This window comes from Neptunomonas phycophila (genome assembly GCF_001922575.1).
Taxonomy (GTDB): domain Bacteria; phylum Pseudomonadota; class Gammaproteobacteria; order Pseudomonadales; family Balneatricaceae; genus Neptunomonas; species Neptunomonas phycophila.
Genome location: NZ_MRCI01000001.1, coordinates 1,035,684 through 1,053,323, shown reverse-complemented (window position 1 = coordinate 1,053,323; position 17,640 = coordinate 1,035,684). Strand labels below are relative to the sequence as shown.

The 17,640-nt window shown below is 44.7% G+C and carries 12 protein-coding genes and 7 tRNA genes; 4 read left to right on the top strand and 15 right to left on the bottom strand.

All coding sequences use genetic code 11. The annotated features are described in order from the left end of the window. Window positions 1-26: 26 nt before the first annotated feature. From BS617_RS04765 to BS617_RS04695, 15 genes are all read right to left on the bottom strand, one after another. Window positions 27-1,211: a hypothetical protein gene (locus BS617_RS04765; RefSeq protein ID WP_075171742.1), complete on the bottom strand. Its 1,185-nt coding sequence runs from the start codon at window positions 1,209-1,211 to the stop codon at window positions 27-29. Continuing rightward, a complete protein-coding gene (locus BS617_RS04760; RefSeq protein WP_075171741.1) occupies window positions 1,195-1,620 on the bottom strand; it encodes a type 2 periplasmic-binding domain-containing protein in 426 nt (141 codons plus the stop codon). The genes BS617_RS04765 and BS617_RS04760 overlap by 17 nt, the downstream gene beginning before the upstream one ends. 83 nt (window positions 1,621-1,703) lie before the next feature. Continuing rightward, window positions 1,704-1,779: transfer RNA gene (locus BS617_RS04755), tRNA-Glu, on the bottom strand. A gap of 53 nt (window positions 1,780-1,832) precedes the next feature. Then, window positions 1,833-1,908: transfer RNA gene (locus BS617_RS04750), tRNA-Gly, on the bottom strand. Between the two features lie 33 nt (window positions 1,909-1,941). Further along, window positions 1,942-2,017 (bottom strand) — tRNA-Glu (locus tag BS617_RS04745). Window positions 2,018-2,081: 64 nt separating this feature from the next. After that, complete coding sequence (locus BS617_RS04740) at window positions 2,082-6,347, bottom strand: LamG-like jellyroll fold domain-containing protein (protein ID WP_075171740.1); 4,266 nt, start codon at window positions 6,345-6,347, stop codon at window positions 2,082-2,084. A gap of 98 nt (window positions 6,348-6,445) precedes the next feature. Next, window positions 6,446-6,521, bottom strand: a tRNA-Gly gene (locus tag BS617_RS04735). Between the two features lie 33 nt (window positions 6,522-6,554). Further along, window positions 6,555-6,630: transfer RNA gene (locus BS617_RS04730), tRNA-Glu, on the bottom strand. Between the two features lie 53 nt (window positions 6,631-6,683). After that, window positions 6,684-6,759: transfer RNA gene (locus tag BS617_RS04725), tRNA-Gly, on the bottom strand. A gap of 33 nt (window positions 6,760-6,792) precedes the next feature. Continuing rightward, a tRNA-Glu gene (locus BS617_RS04720) sits at window positions 6,793-6,868 on the bottom strand. Between the two features lie 182 nt (window positions 6,869-7,050). Continuing rightward, entirely contained in the window at window positions 7,051-7,329 is a 279-nt protein-coding gene (locus tag BS617_RS04715) for a hypothetical protein (protein WP_075171739.1), read from the bottom strand. Window positions 7,330-7,423: 94 nt separating this feature from the next. Then, window positions 7,424-9,136, bottom strand: a complete 1,713-nt coding sequence (locus BS617_RS04710; RefSeq protein ID WP_075171738.1) for a sensor histidine kinase — start codon at window positions 9,134-9,136, stop codon at window positions 7,424-7,426. A 4-nt stretch (window positions 9,137-9,140) separates the two neighbouring features. After that, window positions 9,141-10,202 carry a substrate-binding domain-containing protein gene (locus BS617_RS04705; protein ID WP_075171737.1) on the bottom strand — a complete coding sequence of 354 codons (1,062 nt, stop codon included), beginning with the start codon at window positions 10,200-10,202 and terminating at the stop codon, window positions 9,141-9,143. A gap of 116 nt (window positions 10,203-10,318) precedes the next feature. Beyond that, a complete protein-coding gene (locus BS617_RS04700) occupies window positions 10,319-11,452 on the bottom strand; it encodes an HDOD domain-containing protein (RefSeq protein WP_075171736.1) in 1,134 nt (377 codons plus the stop codon). Between the two features lie 501 nt (window positions 11,453-11,953). Continuing rightward, a complete protein-coding gene (locus tag BS617_RS04695; RefSeq protein WP_075171735.1) occupies window positions 11,954-13,813 on the bottom strand; it encodes a bifunctional sugar phosphate isomerase/epimerase/4-hydroxyphenylpyruvate dioxygenase family protein in 1,860 nt (619 codons plus the stop codon). 273 nt (window positions 13,814-14,086) lie between these two features. Here BS617_RS04695 and pcaQ point away from each other — a divergent pair, with 273 nt between their 5' ends. The 4 genes from pcaQ (at window position 14,087) to pcaG (ending at window position 17,635) form a co-directional block, all read left to right on the top strand. After that, on the top strand, window positions 14,087-15,010 hold the full coding sequence (pcaQ, locus tag BS617_RS04690) for a pca operon transcription factor PcaQ (protein WP_075171734.1): 924 nt from the start codon (window positions 14,087-14,089) through the stop codon (window positions 15,008-15,010). A 140-nt stretch (window positions 15,011-15,150) separates the two neighbouring features. Then, window positions 15,151-16,338, top strand: coding sequence for a bifunctional 3-oxoadipate enol-lactonase/4-carboxymuconolactone decarboxylase PcaDC (gene pcaDC, locus BS617_RS04685; RefSeq protein ID WP_075171733.1), 1,188 nt, complete (start codon window positions 15,151-15,153; stop codon window positions 16,336-16,338). Further along, a complete protein-coding gene (gene pcaH / locus BS617_RS04680; protein ID WP_075171732.1) occupies window positions 16,335-17,033 on the top strand; it encodes a protocatechuate 3,4-dioxygenase subunit beta in 699 nt (232 codons plus the stop codon). Before pcaDC ends, pcaH begins: the two co-directional genes overlap by 4 nt. Before the next feature lie 2 nt (window positions 17,034-17,035). Further along, window positions 17,036-17,635: a protocatechuate 3,4-dioxygenase subunit alpha gene (gene pcaG, locus BS617_RS04675; protein WP_075171731.1), complete on the top strand. Its 600-nt coding sequence runs from the start codon at window positions 17,036-17,038 to the stop codon at window positions 17,633-17,635. Window positions 17,636-17,640 lie beyond the last annotated feature (5 nt).

Here is a 17,640-nt window from a genome sequence, read left to right as displayed (position 1 = left end):
GCCGCTCTTAGCTCCATTCTAAATGATTAAAAACGATACGCGGCCTGCACTAACAGCATATTCCAAGAACTGTGTTTACGGAGCTTATTGGAGTTTTCTTGTTCAGGCACTCGCGCTGTACCTCTAATGTGATGCCACTCGGCTCTTAGCAGTATAGACGAAGTGGCCTGCCAACCCACCCCTAAGGTTAAATCCTTAGACCAATAGTTTGAGGCAGGCACCCCAAACTTCTTTTCATGCTTCTTACCACTTCGATCGTGCGCATCTCTATAAGCCAAATCATAACGCATCAGCAGATCAACATTATGCGTTGGCCTATAAACCCCTTGAACATAAAAAGCTTCAAATGTTTGCTTAGGCTCTACCGCAAAAAAGCCGCCGAGATCCTCATAGTCAATATAATGCTTAAAAAACTCTGATGTTACTGAAAAGCGCTCCCAGTTATATTCAGCACTGATCGCAAAAAACTTCACATCAATATCACCTCTTTCCAAGCCTAACTCTTGAGAGCTGCCCGGAAAGTACGTCAGCCCAAAAGAACCAAGCGTAACTCCAACTCTCCACGCATCTCGAGCCTCCACAAGTCGCAAGTTAGCTATGAGAAGATATCCATCATCCAATTTTCCTGAAAGGTTACGTCTAAAGAAAACAAACTCTGAAACCTGATCTTTACGTGGTTTGGAAGCTAAAAAAGAATATTCAAAGCGATCCGTCTCAAGTTGTTCACTCCCATAAAACTCCACACCCAGAGCCGATAATTGGAAATCTCTGGTTTCCTCATAGTACATCGACTGGGGCAAAAGAATGGAATTACGTGTGAAAGGAACCTCACGCGTATTATTATAAAAACCGTTGGCTAATTTCAGTTTACCAAGCCGAATTCCAAAGCTAGAAGCCGGTGTACTTAACAAACTATAGTCTGCACTCAAGTAGTCAATTTGAGGGGTGTCATCTGTCATATTACCGAGCTTACGAGCGATGACCTGGCCTCCCAAGCGCAATTGGTTTGTAGGCCGCCACAGCCCATAAACAGCAGCTTCACGAAAGTCCGTTGAAAGGCCGTTTTTACTGCCCTCAATAAAGTTATAGTTATCGGTGTAAACCAAACCCTGGGATATAAAGCCACCCCATGTTAAGTTCTCTTCTTCAGCATTGACTAGGGCTGAATATAGAAGCGAAAAGCTTAAAATTGTATTAATTAATTTCAACAATTTTTACCCCTTCCAGTAACGGAATTGATTCATCATTAACGTAACCAATACCGCCTTTCGTACTTCTAACTCGAGAGACCATATCTTCGATATTTGATACTTTTCTTGGAGGATACCCAGTTCCGCTGAATACAGCCCGATCCCATGTCATCCTCAATTGATACGGAAACATTTCTAACTTTTGTTTAACAAAACTTTTATGGACGGGAGATTGATCTGATAAAACAAATACTCGGATAGGAACACCATTTACCCATCGCAAACTTCGCATCGAGAATATGGAACGTAGTTCATTTGCAGACAAATGATCAATGGGTACATCAGGGTGAACAATAATCGTATCAGCGCGAACAGCTAGAGCACTTAATAGCAAGCTCAGTACGAGAGGAAAAGTAAGAATACGTGACACAGAGATTTAGTACCTAGCCGAAATTTCCATAAGGAAACAATATTATATAGCAATAGGGAACTAAATCCAGAAACAAGAAAAGATGGCGTCCCATAGGGGGTTCGAACCCCTGTTACCGCCGTGAAAGGGCGGTGTCCTAGACCACTAGACGAATGGGACTAATGTAGTTAAAGCTTGGTAACTTTAACTAGCTGCCCTAAGGCAGTAAATATTGGAGCGGGAAACGAGATTCGAACTCGCGACCCCGACCTTGGCAAGGTCGTGCTCTACCAACTGAGCTATTCCCGCTCATAATTATCTGCACAGTGGCTTGATAATTAATGGCGTCCCATAGGGGGTTCGAACCCCTGTTACCGCCGTGAAAGGGCGGTGTCCTAGACCACTAGACGAATGGGACGCATATGCCTCGTTGAGGAGGCGCAAATAATAGATATATCACCCATTCATGTCAACCACTTATGTTAATTTTGTCGTTGAAAAATAACTCGATCATGACTGCGATATTGGCCGAACGTAATGTCTGCTTCTGGCGCGTCCAACACGCCATCACCATCACGATCCCATAAGAGGAACGGAAAACGGGTCATATCAATTTGCATGTTTATTGTTCCGGAAAAAGATTCACCAGGTGCCGACATTTTGATGTCCGCATCTCCCGCTTCCACCCTAAAGTCACTACCAGCATATCCATAGGTGAAAGAGGTTTTATCATCAGCAATCAACGTGCCTTCAACATCGCTCAAGACAACTTCAGACTCAAACCAAGCAGAGCAACTATCCAGCTCATTGACAACAAATTGCTGACCATCAAAATACTGCACTACCCAAGGCACAGCCAAGGACTCCGTCTCAGGACCGTAAGCATTCTCCAACCACAAACGGCCATAGCGCATTGATAACGCATTAACTGCTCCTAACCTAAAGCCTTGGCAAGACTCTTCCAACCAGTCATTATCGCCGTCACTATCCTGTTTATAACAAACCAAATCCGCATCGGTTAAATCAGCTGCCGACAAAACGATGTCAAAGCTTCCCGCAAAAGGCGCCTCAGTAGCACCTTTTACATACCGCACTTGATCGCCCAACAAGGCTAAAACGGCCTCACCTGAAAAATCAGCTTGGGTTTCCTGCCAATCGCCACCGCTCCCTAAGACTGACTCAAGTGAAGCATTGACTGCTGTACTTTGGTCTTCAAAAGTTCGCTCAGATACGCTATCGCTTAAACGCCATAAATCAGCACCATAATTATAAGTTATAGCTCCCGTGTAACTGCGAGGCTGCACAGTAAATTCTGGCGCTACTTGAAAAGACAGCCAATCATCTAGGTAATTAAAGCCACCAGATGGACAGTAAGCACTCATTTCAGGTGTATTAGCCGAAACAGCTAAAAAAGCGGGAACAAAGCGACCTACGTATACACTCTGTGTCGGAATTTGATGACCAAAATAATCGTCATCCCTCGCTGCTACGGATAAAACTCCTACCTCATCATAAGTTGTGCTAAAAGCAGCGGCTCCGTTGGAAAAAGCAGAGGAGACATCTAGATCGGAAGATACATCTTCCACATCGATAGAACCTGACGCTAATGCGAGTACACCGCTAACAGCCCCCTCAGCCATAAGAGGCGATTCTAATTGAGCCGACAGCATGGCCGAACTGGGCTGATAATTTGGCGTAGGCGTACCATCTGCACACTGAGCAATAATGGAGAGATTGAAAGGGCGCGCCGCTTGCCACACAGCTCCTGAACTTAGATCTGCATTATGCAAAGCCCCTCCGTCAGTGTCGCTAGCGGCAACCTGCAGCTGCGCCGGATAGGTAACCCATTGATCTCCACCTATCAGCGTATTAACACTTGTTTGGAATGATACAGCTAATGAAAGCTGGCCAGCATCAGCATAAGCTGCTGAAAACTCCGCTTCTCCGTTAGCGTCAAAGCTTAAAGTCACGGGAGTATTCACGCCTTCAGACACAGAGTATTCAACCCCTAAGGCACTAATCATGACAGGAGCGCTACCTGAGGACGGCATACTATACTGGCTGCTAAAGCTGACTTGCTGTGTACCTGAGATCGCTGCCGCACAACTAGCGCTTGAATCAGACTTTTTAACAGCGCGCAGCCTTACGGTAGCACTCGACAAGCAGGAAGCCGTATCAGGAATATCAAAAACAAACCCAGATTCAGAAACGGTCAGGTTCAGGTCTTCAGGATCACTTTCATCCCTTAAATCAGTAGATTCACCATCGGTAACATTAAAGTTAACGATTTCGGTATCTGATGATAAGTCCGGGTAAGCAAAACTCAACACTACCTCCGATTCCCCATTATCAGGAAATGTATACGTTACCTCCCCTGCACTCGAACTGCCTAACACACCACTACCACTAGTAACGCCCAGCCACTCTCCTTTCCCTGTCGAGGTTGAGACAGTAATTGTTCGTCCACCAGCACTTACGAGAGAGTGGGAGCTATCATGCGCTTGAATACGGATATCAGTTGCCATACAGCTGACTAAATTTTCTGCATGGCTAACCCTGTAATGGTCAACTTGATTAGGCTCGACACAGTTACACGCCCTTAAGCCACCATCATAGTTTCTGCCGGCATTTTCATTATTATAGATGTCACGCAATTCAAACTCGGTCAGAGCGACATCAAAGATTTTCACCTCATCGATATCCCCATCAAAAAAACGATCACTCAACCCCTGATCTTGCCCAATTTGAAGGTCATTATTGTTATTCACTAATGGCCCAGCAAAAGTAGCCCTGCCTGCCTCTTGGCCATCAATAAAAATTCGTTGAAGCCCATCAGCATGTACAATTGACACCTGATGCCATTGGTTGAGTGACAGCTGGATCGTGGACGTCACAGTCCCATTCTGGCCGGCTTGGTTGTACCACCACCAAAATACTTGCAGGTTGGAATTAACATGGAATTCGTAATTATTATCTTTAGATAGAATCGTCTTCAAACTACTAGGTACTGATTTTATGCGCACCCAGGTTGTCACTGTTAACTCATCGGAAATATCAACCAAGCTATTATCCGGTAAAGTGACATAATCATCCTCGCTATCAAACTGAGCTAGACCACAAATTTTTCCGTCTATGGTTGACAGCACCCCATTAACAGCAAATGCATCTAAGGAATTTGGACCACTATCAATAACATCCTGACTATTTGACCAATTACAACTATCAAACCGGTAGTTCAATACGGTAGGTGGCAAATCACAACGACGACTTGAACCGTCATAATTGAGTCCACCTTGCTGATTAGCAAAAATCTGCGCCACTTGTCTTCCCGTCAACGCCGATGAAAAGAGAAGCGGCTCATCAATATACCCTTCCCAATCCTGAGTCGAGCTAAAGCCTCCTTGCAAAGAGTCCTGCTCTTGCCCAATAACAACACCGCCGGTAGATGCCGCAAGAGGCGCATTGGCCACACTGACGCAATCGAAGCGCTCCCCATCAAAGTAGAGGCACATTTCACCGCCGCTTCTCACCAGAGCAAAGTGATGCCACTGATTATCAGCAAAGTTTAAAGGGCCGCTAAAGTTATATTGGTTCTCATGAAAATAAACGCGGGTGAAGTTATCGCTATCAAAAAAAAGCAAGAACTCATTTTGGTTACCATTTCCATAAACAGAAATCAGCGCCTGATTACCAAGGTGTTGAGATTTTCCCCAAACGGAATACGTAAAATCATTCAACCCATCAAATGCCTGAGCATCCAAACTAATATAGTCAGTTACAGGCGCTGCAGTAAAATCAGCTGCACGACAGACAACACCCTCTTCAAGGGAGTCCATAGCAATATTCGATTTACCATCAAAGCCATTACCGCTGTAGTCAGTAACTTCGGAATCAACACCCAGCCATCGCTCTTTATCTAAATGCCAGTCGCCTTGCGCCAAAGGAAGATCAGGAACAGGACAGGTTCGCACACTGCCCTCCCAATTAAGCCCTGACTGATAATTCTGATAGATGCCATCTGCTTCTGCAGAGCTAACAACGCTGCGAAAGATGAGTAACTCATCAATATAGCCTTCCCAATCACTATTAGAAGACAGGCCTGCGCCCACAGATGTTTGTCGCTGGCCTAAGATCAAACCACCGTTATCAATTGATACCTGCCCCGTTTGACCTAAGCTAGCACAACCGATTAAGGCACCGTCGATATATAAACAATATTGATCCGTTCCACCGCTCTGCTGGCTCGCATTACGTGTCCATATATAGTGATGCCAAGCATCATCATTAGGAAAGTAATTATTAAGCTGAATAGTGTAACCATTGACTATAAATTGGTAACGCCAAACATCGCTAACCTGCACAAACCTTATAATGACCTCTTCATCTGAGCCACCCGCCGCACCTGATAAAACAGTCTGCGTTTGAGTCGAGGTCACAGAACTTGGCAGCTTCCCCCAATAAGCAATAGAAAAGTCGGTGGCTCCGTTAAGAGCGTTTCGGTTCAAGGAAATATAATCACTGCTGCTATTTGCGGTTAAGTCCACCGCCCCGCACAATACTCCTATAGCGGTGCTGTATAAAATACCGTTTGACTGCCCGTGATTGTCAGAACCACTAGAATCAACAACCTCATTTGCCTGCCCCGTCCAATCAAACTCATCAAGGCGCCAATCAGCCTCAATGACTGTAGCCGCATTAACCATGACGGAAAAACAACTTAAAAAGACAAACAACAGCCGTACTAACATGCTTATTCCTAAGTAAAAAGCTACAACAGAGCTCTAGATATCGACCAACAAGGCAATTACTGAATAAGATTAGTATAGGAGAGAATTAAATGAACACGTGGAGCGGGAAACGAGATTCGAACTCGCGACCCCGACCTTGGCAAGGTCGTGCTCTACCAACTGAGCTATTCCCGCAAAGATTAACCAACAGAAAGTTAGCTAAATAAGTGGCGTCCCATAGGGGGTTCGAACCCCTGTTACCGCCGTGAAAGGGCGGTGTCCTAGACCACTAGACGAATGGGACTAATTTAATTAAAGCTTGGTAACTTTAACTAACTGCCCTAAGGCAGTAAATATTGGAGCGGGAAACGAGATTCGAACTCGCGACCCCGACCTTGGCAAGGTCGTGCTCTACCAACTGAGCTATTCCCGCTCATAATTATCAGCACAGTGGCTTGATAATTAATGGCGTCCCATAGGGGGTTCGAACCCCTGTTACCGCCGTGAAAGGGCGGTGTCCTAGACCACTAGACGAATGGGACGCATCTCACATTTCGAAGCATTGCCTCAAATGCGGGGCGTATATTATTCTGCTTACTCAGTAGCGTCAACTGTTTTTATTATTTTATTTAGTATTAAAATCAAATACTTTGTTTTGGGGAGCTAGCGCCTATGTTTACAGCGACTTTTTACTCAACCATGCGCTGCGCAAACTAGAAACACGCTATCGATACGTCCAGTTGATATTTACGATTAAACCGTTCTTTACGTCAATTAGCCATTTCCGACCATCAAACCGGTAAATCATGCGCGTGACTGAACAGGTTCTCCCAGAACCACAGCGAGCCTTCGTTTTATACTTCGTTTTTGGCTTACCCAAGGACTCGTAAAGTTTAGAAAGGTCATCCCCTGAAGCCAATAGTTGACCATCCGGTAGTCGCAGTGCATAAACCGAACTGGCATAAAAACAGACACCAATAACAATCCATTGAAATAGCCGCATCCTTGCTTCCTCATTAGAAAAAGCTAAACACTACTAAAAATAACATGAATGAAAGCTTAGGATCGGGTTAACGATTTAACCGCTAGCCCCTTGATTAACAAGGTAGATTAACCGTCATTGTTACGCCATTATCCGATTCAATGGTTAAGATAGCGCCTATAAAATCACAACGTTCTTCAATTCCTAGTAAGCCAAAGCCCCGATGGCCAGTTGGATCCACATCTAAGTCAGGGACAAAGCCTTGCCCATTATCTTTGATGCATAAAACCACCTCATCTTGTGTTTGTAACAATGAGATGGAAAGCTCAGTCGCTAAAGCATGCTTAAGCACATTCGTTAACGCCTCTTGGACAATACGATAGAGATGAATATCCGCCCCCGAAGGGGTTATCACATCTTCTAGATCGAGAGATACAGTAACGCCTGATTGCTCTAAGCTTTTCAACGTGGGAATTTGCTGAATCGATTGGCACAACCCCATGTGATCAAGTTCGGTTGGCCGCAGCGCCATGATACGATCGTAAACAGTTGCATACATAGCAGCCACTAGGTCTTTAATGTTTTTAGTATTTTTGAGTGCTGGGCTGCTCATCGATATTTGATGCTCTAGCAAGGTCGTTTCGACTCGAACAGCAGTAAGTAATTGGCCGAGCTCATCATGTAACTCTTGCGCTAAGTGGTTACGCTCTTGTTCTTGATTATTAATAAGCTGGTGCAAAATTACGCGCTTATCCCCTAATGCTTTTTCCAATTTTTGATTAGCAGCCTTTAGCTCCATTCGTCGGGTCGATAATTCGGCTGCTATCTCATCAACCTGCCCCCCCATTCGGTTAAATTCATCAATGCGACCTGGACTCCACCTATCAGTAGCAGCTCCTGTCATTAAGTGTCTGATATACATCACTAGCTTTTGCAGTTGTTTATCCAAAGAGGATGATAGCAATGCGGCCACAAGCGCACTGATAACTAATCCTGCTAAGCACCCCCCCACCAGTAACACCAGCAGCCGACTGGCCAATGAATAAATTCGCGTGTCTGCAGACTGCAGGCGCAATTGCAGATGCTCACCAAAACCTTTAATGGGTAACTGTAGGCTTTCTTCTAATACATGATTTAAGCCTAGTAACCGCAAACCAAAATTAGCGCCTTCAACGGGCTTTTCAAAAACGTGATCTGTTAGTGTTACCCCATCAACCAGTAACCTAGCCCGGTCAATAACCGCCTGCGTTCTATGCACCAATTGATTTAAAAATAACTTGTTGTTTGATAGCTTGATACCACCAACCAACCTTCCAACAACCTTTTGATCGGCGTTGGTTATCAAATAATCTTTAATCAATAGCCATTCGGAACCGTTATTCAATAAATTCCATTCTTGGCGCGTAGCATCATTGTATTTGCTATATAACTGTTTGCAGTTGGTAGGCCCGATATCCAGCAACGGATTTTTCAACAAAAAGCACTGGCCTTCTTGCAAAAGATAAACGAGAGCAAAAGCATATCGATGCTGTCGTTTACCTCTATTCTCGCCTAATACAATTTCATCGAGCTCTGGGCGCGTCTTGTTTAACAGATTAGGTTCAAGTGCCAGATCTACAGACAACATGTGGAGATCTTGATCAATGAGGCGTAACTGTATATCAAACTCATGCTGGACTGCTTCTGCACTGCGCGCGAGTGATTCTCTAGCCGCTTCTTTTAGGATTTGGGATGTTGTGTAATAAGCATTAAGAGAAAACAGTAAAAGAAAGCCGGAGATAACCACCAGAAACAACAAGAACGTCAATGTTCTAAAGCGAAAAGTCATTGCATCATGGCCCTGAGTAGATAAATGCTTTTGATATAAGAGTTCTTAGTATTTCTGGAGTTGAATTGTTGTGCAATACCGAGAAATCGCCAGAGAACACCAACGGAACTTCTTTCTTCTGACGATCCAGAGAGATAGCTTCGGCTATAGCCACACCATTTTGGTCATTCATCCTCATCAATAAAACGTCTAAATCTCCTCTTTCAAACGCTTCTATTTCGGCTAACCCTCCTCCCCAACCATTGATGACAATGTCTTCACGCCCTAATTCATGTAAAGCATCCACTGCTCCTAAAGCCACATCGGTGGTACACGCATAAATATATTTAATTTCGGGGTACTCCGTTATAAGAGCGAGTGCCTGAGCTTTTGCCATTTCTCGGCTAGCGTTAGTAAAGTAACTTGCCTTTAAATCATGATAGCCACTTACAGCACGCTCAAAAGTCAAACCACGTTGGTCACTTACCACTCCTTTGTTCCATAAGAGCAAACCATAGGGCGTACCTTTAGGGAAGCGAACTTTAAAGTAATCCGCCAGCTCCAAAGCACCTTGAGCATGATCAAAACCCACATATAAAAACGGCTGAAAATCAAACCACTCCTCCACAGGCTTGGTTAAATTTTGAACTATTATTTTAGGCTTATCCTGTTCTAACAACAGCTCTACGATGCGTTGTTGTTGCAGTGAGTTAATTGTCAAAATTAGATAATCAGGCTCCTTAGATAAAACGGACTTTATCTGCCTTACCTGCAAATCTACACCTTCCGCTGGAGCCGAAAAACGAACATCCAGATGATAATCCAACTCAATGGCATCTAACCGCCCCGTCAAAGAGCGAATGCTGCGCTGCCAATAATCAGACGACTGAAAACCCGGATACACAACCGCAATTTTAACGGACGAGCTCTGTTTAAACTGGACAGGGTGCGCGTCATCAGTGACTAATTGTTTAAAGTCATCAGCATTAACAGCCAAGACATTCGGGTTAATAACAACCAGTAATATCCAGCCTAATATAAAAGAGAAGAGCCGATGATGAGCCGACTGCCACTGCTTTCTTAACATTCAAGCACCATTTTTCGAAGCTCCTTATTGATAGAGATGCCGACAGTTACTGCTGAAAAAAGCCAACACGACTATTAACGCACTTATCATTGATTGACGGATTGTTCATTTAGTCACTACTCAATAAGAATGAGTTGATCAATAAGGCTAGGATCAGAAAATTGAAGTTGCGCTAACTTTTCTGCCAGGCCTCCAGAGCGACGTGCTTCCTCAAAAATTTTAGCAAGTAATAGTAACGACGGTACTTGATGACGCTCAAGGTCAACTAATTTTAAGCTACCTTGCTGGGCAACAGCGCTCACCACTTGACTGTCAAACCCCCACAGGGCTAACCAAAAAGCACCCGGAGCGGCTGCATCCCCATATGAAAAGTCAAATGCTGAGCTTAAATCCATATCATCTTGCTCAACTTGAGCAATGACTAGATCACCAATGTTATGCAACAAACCGGCAAGGTAACATTTATCAAGCGAGCCACGAGAGGCATCAAGGTCGGTTCCCAATTTAGAGGCCCAATAAGCGACATCCATCGCTCTTGATAACGCCAAACTACGCTGAAAATGGGAGGTTTTAGGAAGATTAACAAACACACCTACAACAATGACCAAATAATACATACGGTCAAGCCCCAGCCGCACTACCGCCTCATGAGCGTCAGTCACGGTATGCCCTAAAGCCAACGTCGTTGCGTTAGCAGCATGCAAAACTTTTCCCAGAAGAACTTGATCGCGTTTAACCGCTCTAACTATCGAGCTAATATCGACATCTTTAGCACGTAAAAGACGCATTAATCGTAAATAAGGCTCTGGTAGGACGGGCAGATGACGAAGTTGGCAAAGCTGGATGCGCAACTCTTTCTCTAAGTTAAGTTGTTGCAACATTCGTACACGCGGCAGCAACGCTAGCAAGGCGATGGTTAGGTCGTCTTCCGGTAAACTAAAATGGACTAATCCCGCGTCATTTAAATGCAGCACATCCACTTCTTTACATACCAAGGCTCTAACTGCCGTAGGGTAGCGATTCGATATTTCAGTAAACAGTTGTGTTTGCTCAGCTTCTTGGTCTGTACTGTCAAACACTAAAACCAAATCAAAATCTAATTGAACAAGAGTGGAATCACGCCAACAGGCTATCTCATCAAAATTTAAATTGTGCCCTTGACCCAGCACTTCCCAATTCAACGAATAGCCACTGTTGTCTATCAGGCTTCCTTTATGATTCGACAGCACCTGAATTGATAGCTTTTGCATATCAAGGCCTATTAGTTTAATTACTAAGATTATCGGCCAGAGCTACATTTTTTATAGCACTGTGTTAAGGAGCTACAAAAGAACGAACAACACACTCAACCAACAGTATTCACTATAGACCTATAAAGACGCAGTGCCCACCAATCGAAAATTAGTCTCCCAATGACAATGCGCCTACCGCGCCTGAACGCAAGGCTGATTTTATAATCAGTGGTGGATTAGCTTATTTAATCAACTTTTACGCCTTATCTTTAAGACACCGTCAGCAAACAAAGCTTTGCTACAAAGGCACTAACCATGTAGTCGCCTAACCAACGGGGAAGTTTAGGAGGGAATATACATGATGGCTTACACCGACCTATGAGGGTCAAAGTTAGGTCCATACAAGAAGCATGAGTCTTACATAGAGCTTGGCAAAGAGCACATAATGGATTGAGGTGTTCAGTATTGCTGGCAAGGTCATCACTAAGCACATCAGTGAGTGGTAGTTACTTATATTAGCTACTTATTAGTTACTAATTCCTGGCTACTGACTGCTTGGGAAGCCAAACGTATAAACGCGTTTGCCTCTCCATAGCGATTATAGTCATCAATGCGCTGCACCACTTCAAAAAACACGCCATGGACAGTTTGCGTATAAAAATGGAAAAATTCACCATCCTCATTGCGATCGTACAACACATGATTAGCTTTCATCTGATCTAGCAACCCAATATCTAAGGCAAAACGAGCGTCTAAATCTCTATAATAGTTCTCTGGAATAGGCAGCAAGTGAGTTGCTCCTACATGCTCAGCAGCGGCAAAAATATCCTCGCAACTGAAAGCTATTTGCTGGACCCCCGACCCCTTAGAATGCTGTAAAAAACGTTGAGCAGATGCATTTCTAGCCTCTGTCATATTGATGGGGATACGCACTCGATTATCCGAGCTTACGGCAACACGACTGACAACTAACCCGTAAATATCAGGCAAATCGGTACTCGCCTCAATATCAAAATCAAATAAAGATTTATAAAAGAAAGCCGCAGAAAGGAAATCTGTATTAGAGACCGTCTGCCCCACATGATCGATGCGCTTAAGTCCAACGGCTGACGCCTCGACATCAGCTACAGGTTCAAAGTCGATATCAAAAAAACGAATACCGGCCCGGCGCTCAACAAAATAAACAAGGCTGTCATCAATTCCTCGGATAGCAGGTATATTTAGCTCGCCGGGGCCAGACTGCCCTTCAAATCGAGGGCAGCGATAAAAGTCAGCCCGCTTTAACATGCCCTTTAAATCATCTGTGGTAAACGCCAGAGCGCATACGGACACACCGTGCTTTTGATAATGCTGATGCGCTAAACTTTGCGGCTCTCGATTAAGTACAAGATTGATATCCCCCTGGCGCATCAAGCTAACATTCTTGGAACGATGCTTATGCGTTTCGGTAAAGCCCAAAGCCGAAAGCATAGCGATTAACTGTTCCCCACTATTGCCTTCCACAGAAAATTCAATAAATTCAACATCTGTAATAGCGGGCACCGCAGGCGCTACCTGCTCTACTTTAGGGGCGGTCTGCTCTTCCAACCAAAGCAATGAGCGCATACCATCTATTGCTTTCTCCAAAGGGGAAGAAGAACGAAACTCATCATTAAAAATTTCATGAGACAAATAATCATCAAAGCCTTTATCTCGTAACGTTTGCACAAGCTCGACAACCGGCAAGTCACCTTGACCGGGAAAGCAACGAAAGTGACGGCTGTAACTAAGTACATCCATTTGTAAACTGGGTGCATCAGCCACTTGTACCAGCGCTATCTTTTCTATCGGAATTTCGTCACGTAATAGATCTAGCGTATTGCCACGTGCAAACATATGGAAAGGATCAATAATGATCCCTACATTACTGTGATCAGCACGCTTAACGATATCCCACGCATCGCAGTAGTCAGCTACATATCGTCCCCAAGCCAGCGCTTCATAGCCAATGATGAAACCTTCTTTTTTGGCCAACTCGCCTAACTCTCTCAAATCAGCCGCCGCCCGCTGCTTATCGTCTATCACGTGAGGAGAAACGTTACTGCAGATCAATAATCGCTGAGTACCCAACTCGTGCATCAATTCGAACTTTTTCTGAGCACGATAAAAATTCTGTGTACGGTAAGGCTCTGGCATCGCTTCAAAATCACGAAACGGTTGCAGCGCTATGATCTCTAGGTCTAGGTCATTAGCCATCCTACGTACATCTGCCGCAGAACCGGCGAATTGGGTTAAATCATTCTCGAAGATTTCAACGCCATCAAAGCCGGCTGCGGAGGCAGCTTCAAGCTTTTGCTGCAATGTTCCAGAAAGGGTTACGGTAGCAATAGATTTTTTCATAACGTGACTTACCCAGAGAATCGAGCTGTAAACCCAGCAACGACGGATTCTTATTCAATATTACTACCCACATTAGCGACTACTTAAACGGTGTGGAAATGAAATAAAGATAGTTTATTATTCTTTTTTTGATATAAATAATATGAATTAAATGGAATCAACTACATAAATAAGCATAATATCAATATATTTAAAAGTACCCTATATTTTAAACATACTCAGAAACTGCATAACGCATTTTAAATTTACCTACCCCCAACCAGGACATAAGTGATGCTTGAGAACCGAATTAAGTACAGGCACTTACAATGCTTTTTAGAAGTTACACGCCAAGGCAGCGTTGGCAGAGCGGCTGATGTTCTTGCTCTAACGCAACCTGCTGTATCCAAAAAGCTAAAAGAGCTTGAGGAAATGCTCGGTGTTCGATTGCTTGAGCGCAATAAGAAAGGAGTAGAGCTAACACAATTTGGAGAGGTTTTTCTCAAGTATGCAGGGGCTAGCGTTGCCGCATTACGTGAAGGGACCGACAGTATTGCTCAAGCGCAGCAAAAAGGGAAAACAACACTTAGTGTGGGTGTACTTCCTACCGTTGCCACCTCTATTTTACCCAATGCTGTACAGCGTTTTCGCGAAAGCGGTATTGATGCAACGCTCAATCTTGTCTCGGGGCCCAATTCATTATTAGTAAGCCAATTGCGCGTAGGTGAACTGGATCTAGTAGTAGGACGCCTAGCTGAACCAGAACAAATGTCAGGCCTATCTTTTCAGCACCTGTACTCTGAACGCGTAACGTTTGTGGTTCGCCCAGGCCATCCTTTGCTTAGCAAACCAATGTTAGACGTAAAAGACGTTAGCCAGTACACCGTCATTTACCCACCTAAAGCCTCACTGATTGCTCCTGCCGTTGAACGCTTTTTATTAGCTCAAGGCTTTGGCGCACTACCCGACCGCATCGAAACTATCTCAGACTCATTCGGTAAAGAGTACATCCGCCAAACTGATGCTATTTGGGTTATTTCGCGCGGCGTAGTGGCACGTGAAATCAAAGACAACATATTTATTGAGTTGCCTTTAGATACAAAAGAAACCTTAGGCCCAGTCGGACTAACGACACGTGCCGACACTATCCCGACCCCTGTAATGCAAATGTTTATGAATGCAGTGCGCGATACGGCAGAGGCAAATCCAGTTAACTAACACGCAGCAAAAAGCGATAGAAAACGTTTACATATCGAAAACGATATAAAAATACAACAAAAGCTCATTTTACATAACATAAAAAGTTGTCAAAAGTATGGGGATCAACTAGCCAAAAACTAACAATAAGGCTGATACCTATGCAAACCCTGTCAAATAACGGAGACGTCCTACACTACCAATTGGACGGTCCCTCACATTTGCCACTTATCGTCTTTTCAAACTCATTGGGTACTGACATGCGCGTCTGGGACCCTTTGCTGCCTTACTTGAAAGACCAATACCGTTTTTTGCGCTATGACAAACGTGGACATGGCTTATCGTCTTGTAACAACTTGCCCGACACCATTGACGATCATATTAGCGATTTAATCGCTCTATTAGACTCTTTACATATCAGCCAAACCATTCTGTGCGGATTATCTGTAGGAGGACTTATCGCGCAGGGAGTAGCGGCTAAACGTCCGGAGCTGGTGAAACACCTTATTCTCTGTGATACCGCTCACAAAATTGGCCCGGCAGAAACCTGGGATGCCCGCATGGAAACAGTCACTCAACATGGAATAGGCCATATTGCTGATGCAGTGATGGAACGCTGGTTTGCCAGTAATTTCCGTACCGAGCAAGAAGCGGAAGTAGTTTTGTGGAAAAACATGCTGGCGCGCACTCCCGTAGAAGGCTACACCGCCACCTGTAAAGCCATTCGTAATGCAGATTTAACGCAAAGCAGTTCGCAATTAACACAACCTACACTGTGTATTGTGGGTGATGAAGATGGTGCAACACCACCCGAATTAGTGCGTTCAACAGCCGAACTCATTCCTGGTGCGCAGTTTGAAATCATTAAAAATGCAGGCCACCTGCCTTGTGTTGAGCAACCAGACGCTTTAGCTAAACTCATTCAAGGCTTTCTTCGTAATGTAAGTGAACCACTGACACGCTTCGATGCAGGTATGAAGGTACGCCGCTCGGTCCTTGGCGATGCTCATGTCGACCGTGCAGAAAGCAATAAAACAACATTCGACGAACCCTTTCAAACTTTCATAACAGAAGGCGCTTGGGGTTCCGTATGGAGCCGCCCGTTTCTCAGCAAACGGGATCGCAGTCTGATTACGATTGCACTATTAGCAGCGCTAGGTCATGACGAAGAGCTGGCAATGCACGTTAGAGCAACACAAAACACTGGCGCAACCCTCGATGAAGTACGCGAAACTTTATTACACCTTGGTGTATATGCGGGTGTTCCAGCATCAAACATCGCCATTCGTGTGGCAAAACAAGCCTACGCAGAGATAGGTATTTCCATTGATGGGGACAAGAACTCATGAGTAAAGTGACACCTAGAGACTGGGATAGCCATGCGGCTTATATTAGTCCTGAATACAAATCCTCCATTTTACGTGGTGTATCAAAAAGCTTAGTTGAAATTGATCCGGAGCTATCGGAGCTAACAGGCCCCGCCTATGGTGCAGAAGTGATTGGCGAGCTTGATCACGACTTAACAAAGAATGGGCAAGTCAACGGCGAGCCTATTGGCGAACGTATCGTCGTGACCGGCCGCGTATTGGATGAGAACGGCAATCCTGTTGCCAACACTCTGGTCGAAGTGTGGCAAGCCAATGCAGGTGGACGTTATATCCATAAGCAAGATCAGCACGATGCACCGCTGGACCCTAACTTTTTAGGCTCTGGCCGCTGTTTGACTGACGCTGAGGGTCGATACAAGTTTTATACCATCAAGCCCGGCGCTTATCCTTGGGGCAACCACGCTAATGCGTGGCGCCCTAATCATATTCACTTCTCATTATTTGGTGGCAGCATCGCTTCACGCCTAGTCACGCAAATGTACTTTCCTGGCGATCCGCTGCTAGACCTTGACCCTATTTATCAATCGGTTCCCGCGGGTGCGCGTGAACGTATGATTAGCGAATTTTCTATCGATGTTACCGAAGAAGGTTTCGCACTAGGTTATATTTTTGACATCGTTCTACGTGGTGTTTCAGCAACGCCGATGGAGGCTTAATTATGTCTATGAAACAAACGCCTTCACAAACCGTTGGCCCTTACTTCGCCTATGGCTTAACTGCGCAGCAATATCACTATAACCATACTCAAGTTGCAGATGCCGTCATGGTAACGGATACAACTGAGGGTGAGCGCATCCGTATCAAAGGGCGAGTGTTCGACGGCCAAGGCCAAGTGGTCAATGACGCAATGATTGAACTCTGGCAAGCGAACGCCGCTGGTCGATTTAATCATCCTAATGATGGACGCCAAGACCGTAAACTTGATCCAGCTTTCTCTGGGTTTGGTCGCTGCGGTACAGGTATGACAGCCGATCACCACTTTGCGTTTGAAACCATTAAACCTGGGTCATCAGAAGCAGGTAAAGCACCTTATATCAGCGTGATCGTGTTTATGCGCGGCTTGCCTAACCATGCTTATACACGCGTTTACTTTAGCGATGAAGCTGCCGCTAATGCGAGCGATTCCACGCTAAATAAAGTTGAGGAAAGTCGTCGCCCTACGCTAATCGCACAACGTCACGAGACGGCGACAGGCATTGAATATCACTTCGATATTCATATGCAGGGCGATCAAGAAACTGTGTTCTTCAACTTCTGAGGATT

What these genes read in the sequence shown, in the direction of transcription:
- pcaQ (WP_075171734.1), top strand. Translation starts at nt 14,087, where the DNA reads ATGCTTGAGAACCGAATTAAGTACAGGCACTTACAATGCTTTTTAGAA.
- pcaDC (WP_075171733.1), top strand. Translation starts at nt 15,151, where the DNA reads ATGCAAACCCTGTCAAATAACGGAGACGTCCTACACTACCAATTGGAC.
- BS617_RS04695 (WP_075171735.1), bottom strand. Translation starts at nt 13,813, where the DNA reads ATGAAAAAATCTATTGCTACCGTAACCCTTTCTGGAACATTGCAGCAA.
- pcaH (WP_075171732.1), top strand. Translation starts at nt 16,335, where the DNA reads ATGAGTAAAGTGACACCTAGAGACTGGGATAGCCATGCGGCTTATATT.
- BS617_RS04700 (WP_075171736.1), bottom strand. Translation starts at nt 11,452, where the DNA reads ATGCAAAAGCTATCAATTCAGGTGCTGTCGAATCATAAAGGAAGCCTG.
- BS617_RS04715 (WP_075171739.1), bottom strand. Translation starts at nt 7,329, where the DNA reads ATGCGGCTATTTCAATGGATTGTTATTGGTGTCTGTTTTTATGCCAGT.
- BS617_RS04740 (WP_075171740.1), bottom strand. Translation starts at nt 6,347, where the DNA reads ATGTTAGTACGGCTGTTGTTTGTCTTTTTAAGTTGTTTTTCCGTCATG.
- pcaG (WP_075171731.1), top strand. Translation starts at nt 17,036, where the DNA reads ATGTCTATGAAACAAACGCCTTCACAAACCGTTGGCCCTTACTTCGCC.
- BS617_RS04710 (WP_075171738.1), bottom strand. Translation starts at nt 9,136, where the DNA reads ATGACTTTTCGCTTTAGAACATTGACGTTCTTGTTGTTTCTGGTGGTT.
- BS617_RS04705 (WP_075171737.1), bottom strand. Translation starts at nt 10,202, where the DNA reads ATGTTAAGAAAGCAGTGGCAGTCGGCTCATCATCGGCTCTTCTCTTTT.